The organism is Bombilactobacillus mellis (assembly GCF_000967245.1).
Lineage (GTDB): Bacteria > Bacillota > Bacilli > Lactobacillales > Lactobacillaceae > Bombilactobacillus > Bombilactobacillus mellis.
This window is the reverse complement of record NZ_KQ033877.1, coordinates 751,826-758,224: the sequence shown is the minus strand read 5'-3', so window position 1 is coordinate 758,224 and position 6,399 is coordinate 751,826. Positions and strand designations below refer to the sequence as shown.

Here is a 6,399-nt window from a genome sequence, read left to right as displayed (position 1 = left end):
TTTTATTCCTGCCTCAGGTGTAAAACTCCGAGAATATTCAGTAGTATCAGCTTTACTAGTTCCATTAATTATAGTTTCGCTCGGACCAAGTGGTATGTTAGAAGGCCCAAATACAAACAGACTCTCACTATTATTTTTAATTTGTTTATCCCCTGATGTTAAGTCACTGGCAGTCACATTTACTTTCCATGTCAGACCAGCTCGTAAAGAACGAGTATCTGTTACTTTAAAGTTCTGTTTTTCTGCAGTCGTTAATATTTGTATTATTCCCATAATCTTATTTCCATAATCGAATTGGTTAGGCACACTGGCCAAAGTCAAATAGCCTGCTAAAGATGGTTCCCAGACATAAGTATATGTCGTTTTATTATCACCCTGATATCTACTTAATTCTTTTCCCGATTTAACAGAACCTGTTGGTGTGTAATCATTATCTTGTTCCCTCACTTCTTTCCAATTTTTACTACGACTGACATAATCAGAATTTTCAGGAAAAGGAGTATTATTTCCGGGTGCATCCATAATTGGATTATCCGGAGTTGTCGGGAACTGCACCTTTGGTCCTAGGATAATTTTCCATAAAGAGTTATCCCCTTTGAACATAGCAGCTGCATCTGTTACTTTGCTCATATCAAAATTACTTAAGTCGATCTGTTGTAATTTAGAATCTTTCCAAAATAAAGTTCGCATATTAGTGACTTCACTAGTATCTAAATTAGTCAAACCTTCAACTTTTGTAAGGTTAGGCATATTAGCAAACATTGATCGTAAGGAATTTTTAGCAGTTACTTTTTCACTAATAACAATCTTTACAATAGTATCACGTAAATTATCAGTTTTCGAATCCTTACTCTGTCTGTCCCAAGGCCAATCTGTAGTTTTATTGCCATCGACGTTTATTGTAGTTGGATAAATAGTTAATGTATTTTTATTGTCTACATCCCACCAACGCTGATCCCAAGTATAGGTTTCTGGAGTATTTGGTTGAGAAATAGTAGGCTGTTGCTGATATAACTTAACTAAATCTTCAGCCGTTATATCATCACCTACCGGATTCTTAACAGTTCCGTTATTCCCAACTGCTTGCCATTTAGTGGTATTATTATGGTTTGAATTCTTGTCATTGGGATCAAAAAGTTCGCCTTTTCCTGGTGCAAGTGTTAAATTAGGATCTTTAGGAAAATAGGTCTGCTGTCCTAAGTGCAATTCTTTTAAGCTGGAACTGCCGTTAAACATAGCAGATGTATCTGTTACCTTGCTCATATCAAAATTACTTAAGTCAATTTGAGTAAGATGAGGCATATTAGCAAACATAGAATTAATTGAATTTACGGCTGTAACACCTGATCTAATATCAACAGACTTTATATTATCACGCTGACTATCCCAAGGCCAATCTGCGGCCGACTGAGTATTCAAATCAATATTATAAGGATAAATTGTTAATTTACCGCTATCATCAACTCTCCACCAGATGATTTCATGTAAGTTAACTGTATTAGTTGCAGGAATGTGGTTGCCTAAATCGTCGGGAGTGTAAGTTTTATTTGGATCTGGTGGATTGGGATTAGCTAAAGGCGACTTATCATTTTCGCCACAATAAAAATAAGAACCGTAAAGTTGTTTACCATCAGAATCAATTAATTGCTGTGATTGATCATAAACGGCTACTTTAGAAGTAATCTGAGCTTGTGGTGCTTCACCAGTATTACTAATAGGCGTTACAGTTATCTGCCCATCTTGAGCAGTTAGTTTGGCATTATCTGCCCCTTTATATTTGAAGGATACTTCACGAGTTCCAGAACTAGTGTCAGAAGCGTTTGGAAGTAAATTATTACTACTATTTTTTGTATTTAATAAAGGAATATAGACTAATCCCGATTTCGATGTCACATCTGCCGGTAAATTAACAGGGGGTTCTAAAATACCGGCTAACGACTGTACCGCTGTCACTCCCTGCCATAGACTAGGTCCAGATTTATTAGTCGCTGTATATTGAAAAGTTAGTGTATCACCTCGCTGAACATCAACTTTATCTCCATACGATCCATTATTAACCTTAACTTTTAGGCCTAATGTAATCGGCGAATCATTAGTACTGCTAGCACTGCCAGAAGTCAATTGTTGACGATAAACATAGTTTAAGACAATCACATTATTATATTGAGAACTAACCTTTATTGTATTATTATCAGCTTGAGTTACATTTACATTATTTTCTCCAAGATTTGTTTTATTAGCTAATTGTTTGAACACCTTAGTAGAACCGTTAGGAGTAGTTGGTTTATATAAAGTTCCATTAACTTGAGCGCGTTTGTAGGTTTTACCATCCTTGGAAATAGTAGGTTGATTATTTGTATCTGTAAAGTTAACGCCCATATTATTAGTAGTAACCTTAGGTTCTTGTAAATCACTACCGTTTTCATCTGAATAACGTGTAACTAAGGTCGGTTTTGCTGGAGTAAAATTACCATTAATATCTTTGATTTGATTGCTTTCATGAGCTTTCCCTGTGGATGCCAAAATGGCGAACCCATATTCAGTTTTATTACCTATCAAAGAAATATTTTTAGAAACGCTGACAGACTTACTTGAATTATCAGGATCAGAGATGGCAACAGTTATTGTATTGTCCTTTTTATCAATATCCATTTTCCACCATTGCTGATTTGTAATATTAATACCATTAATATTGGAGGAAGAACCATCTAATTTTATATGATTATCATCAATCGTGGAATAACCAGTATAATCGGTGGTGACAAAAGCACCATAGGGATTACTATAGGAAACGTAGTTTTTATCAAAGTCCTTTTGCCCATAAACATTATAAGTAGTATGGCTATAATCACCATAAAAGGTGTTAGAACTACTACCTCCATCCCACCTATAATCGTTATTATAAGTATCAATTTTAAAGCCAAAAGCATTCATTAAATCACTAATACCTAAATTGCCCCCGTTAAGTCCAATTGAATTAAGATTTTGACCATTCTCTGGATCATTTGCAGTAGTAACAGATGAGCCATCCTTGCTATGACGCCCGAAATAAGGGGGCAAAGGTTGACTCGAACCAGTAATATTTTCTCCCGGTTTATAGAGTGGATGTAAGACAAAGCCGATCCCATCACCCAGGTTTTTAGTATCAGCAGCAAGAATTCTTACTTTCCAAGAAAAGTGAAAGTCTTGGGTCATATCAATTGCGGTATTCAAAGTCACAGCACCAGTTTGATTTTCTTGATCCGGATTCAAATTAATAGTGCCCCAACTACCCGTGGGTGAGTAGTCAACAGTAGCCGTTCCAGTGGTAGAAAAGAAGTTTTGAGTATCATCTGCGTCAAAAATGACACTGTTGCTCGAAGCGAAGGGCTGTTTAATAATTTTATTTAATACAGAGGAAAAATCAGCAGCTCGTTGTGCTGCCAGCTGAGAAGCTGATAAAGGCTTGTTCGTTATCGGCATTAAAGAATCGCTAGGAGACGATATAGTCGCAGCATAAGCTGAAATTGAAAAAAACATGCTGACAATAAAAAATAAAGCTGTGGTTATAAAAATATTAATTACTTTCCCAGCTGCATTACTTTTTATTAAATTAACCTTAAGACATAATTTTTTCATACTAGAGCCCCCCTCTCAGGTTTCCTATTTTAAAAATTAAATAAAATCTACAATTAAACAATTGAACTACATTCTTCGTTAGTAAAGCTCATAGAAAAACTGAATCAAGTCTTCTTTTTACCGGTCATATGTAAATAAACCTCGCCTCATCCATTTTTATAACATATACAGTTAAACACAGAATTATTATTAACAATATTCTCTCTAAAAATTACTATTTGTGATAAATAAAATAGTAATGACCCCCTTTTAAAAGATGTTTCCCTACTGCCAAAAAAGTAATCTATTTGTCTTCATTGCTGAATTTCACAACAAACATTTAAGCGATTACATATGATTATGAGAGTAAATTTATTTTTTATAGGAATTAAATTACAAATTTATTTTGATATAAATTGTCAGATTTATGCTTCCTTTACATTATACCTAAATGTTAGCATTTGTGTAATTCTTGTCAATAATATTATTTAAAATTGCTGAATGTTTATTTTCTCAAAGTTATAATTTACCTTTTTGTTTTATAACTCTAAAGTAGTCCCGCCTTTGAAAGATAATACTACAGATTCATATTTGATATTGCCTATGTGTTCTGATAATACAATGAAAGTACTTGGTATTGAACTTCCAGCAACCACATCTAAAGTTTATTTTCCTCCATAAAACATGTATGAAATTTCTTAGTAGAAATGACGTTTAATCTAACTAATCCACCCCTGTTTTTAAATAAATTGAAAGTTACTTCCCTTTTATTTTTCCAGAACAACATATTATTCCTATATCAATAATAATCACATTTTTCATAGTTAAATTTTACCTTCTATAATATTAAGGTCATGCAAATAAATCTTTGCCGTGTCATATACTAACAATTTGAGGTTTAAATTTCTTAATAATTTCTTTTCCTGATTTCTGTGATTGATTCTAAAAATTTTCATTGAAGACTTCAATTTTCCGTTTTTAGAGGTATAAAGACCCTCCAGTTATTAAAACTTTATCTTCTTTATGTAAAAAACATGATGGCCGAGAGAATGACCAGAAGCAGGTATGATAATTAGACCATTTAAATTATAAAAATGATTTTCATATTTTAAAACTCTTGAAAAAGGCTTATGAACATTGGCATATACTAATCTATCTGGATAATTCAAAATATTAGTATTTCAGGATTGGATTGATATATTCCATTTACCCCATGAGCGTGATCAAAATGACCATATGTCAATAAGATTCCTTTAACATTGTCAATTTTTTGTGCGCAATTATAAACTATACTCCTAAATAATTTTCTTGCCGCAATCAATAATAAACATGTTGTCATTATTTTTTACAACCTAACAGTTGACAATAAGAAATTTTAAATTAAATTCAGTTTTTGCTATATGAGGGCTTAAGTTTATTTCTTTTGATATTGTTTTAGAAAATTGTGTAATCAATAATATCATCCACTATTTTGTTTAATCTAGGTATCAGAGAACTGCTAAGTTCAAGAGACACTACATAAGTTAAAATTGCCCTATGTAAAAAATTACTCTCACTAAATTAGTTTTAACCTCTTCGAGAAAATCCTTTTCCAATAATTATTCTGGTATTTGTTTTAAAATATTTAGACTTTTCATTTTTTGTGCGTTTATCTTGTCAAAAATTTATTTTTATCAATATTTTCCCATCGTAGTTACTGATGAAAGGATAAAGACTTCGCCGTTCAATGCTAAACTGAAGATACTTATTGCATAACAGTTTTAACTTTTCTTCATCCGTTAAATTTAATTTATAAATATCTAAAAATTATTCATAGAGAACAGTTAAAGGCTCAATTGCTATTAAATTAAACAATTCTTGTTTGTTAGTAAGATATAGATAGATTGTTTTATGGGAACAACCAGTCTGCTTCGTAATTTCATGTACAGAGGTGGCTTTTACCCTTTTTCCGAAAACAACTTTTTTGCAGCATTAATAATTTTTTCTTTGGATATCCTCATATTTATTCCTATTCCTAATATAACTAATTATTAGTTACAAACAAATAATAAAGAGAGTAGTTGTAGTAATACATAACAATTAAATACTAACCCTAATTATTAATAAGATACCAACTAAAGAAATAGGCTATCATTTAGTCAATAAACTGATAAAACAAATTTCAACTTGGTACAAATATATTAAAACAATTGAGCTAGTTAGAAATAATTTAAAGTAAGCAATACCAGATTATTTCTAGCAACAGAGATACTTAATTAAAAAATACACGGTTTCGATTAAATATCGATATCGTGTACTAAAATTAACTTATTTGATAAAAATCTAAATTTTTCTCACATTAGGATTTGTTTAAATAGTTCCTGATTGGATGAATTAAATATTATGCTAAATTTTGGTAGTCTATCATACGGAATTTACCAATTCATAATTAATAGTTCCTTTATATGTGCCACTTTTTGGAACCGAATTACTTTGAAGATTTAATTTTATGCCTTCCTCAGGTTTAAAACTCCAATAATATTCAGTGATATCACCGGTACTAGTTTCATTATATATAGTTTTGCTTGAATCAAGTGGTATGTTAGAAGGCCCAAATACAAACAGACTCTCATTATTATTTTTAATTTGTTTATCTCCTGATGTTAAGTCACTGGCAGTCACATTTACTTTCCATGTCAGACCAGCTCGTAAAGAACGAGTATCTGTTACTTTAAAGTTCTGGTTTTCTGCAGTCGTTAATATTTGCTTTATTCCCATAATCTTATTTCCATAATCGAATTGGTTAGGGACACTGGCCAAAGT

At 32.0% G+C, this 6,399-nt stretch carries 2 protein-coding genes and 1 pseudogene; all 3 read right to left on the bottom strand.

Annotated features, from left to right (window positions below; translation table 11 throughout):
• A partial coding sequence (locus JG29_RS03695) for a BspA family leucine-rich repeat surface protein (RefSeq protein WP_045922547.1) occupies nt 1–3,618 on the bottom strand: 3,618 nt, incomplete at its 3' end.
• A 1,785-nt stretch (nt 3,619–5,403) separates the two neighbouring features.
• Nucleotides 5,404–5,523: pseudogene (locus JG29_RS09020) on the bottom strand (TetR/AcrR family transcriptional regulator); the annotation flags it as partial.
• Between the two features lie 477 nt (nt 5,524–6,000).
• Nucleotides 6,001–6,399: hypothetical protein (locus tag JG29_RS03690; protein WP_232297079.1), on the bottom strand; the 399-nt coding region annotated here is incomplete at its 5' end.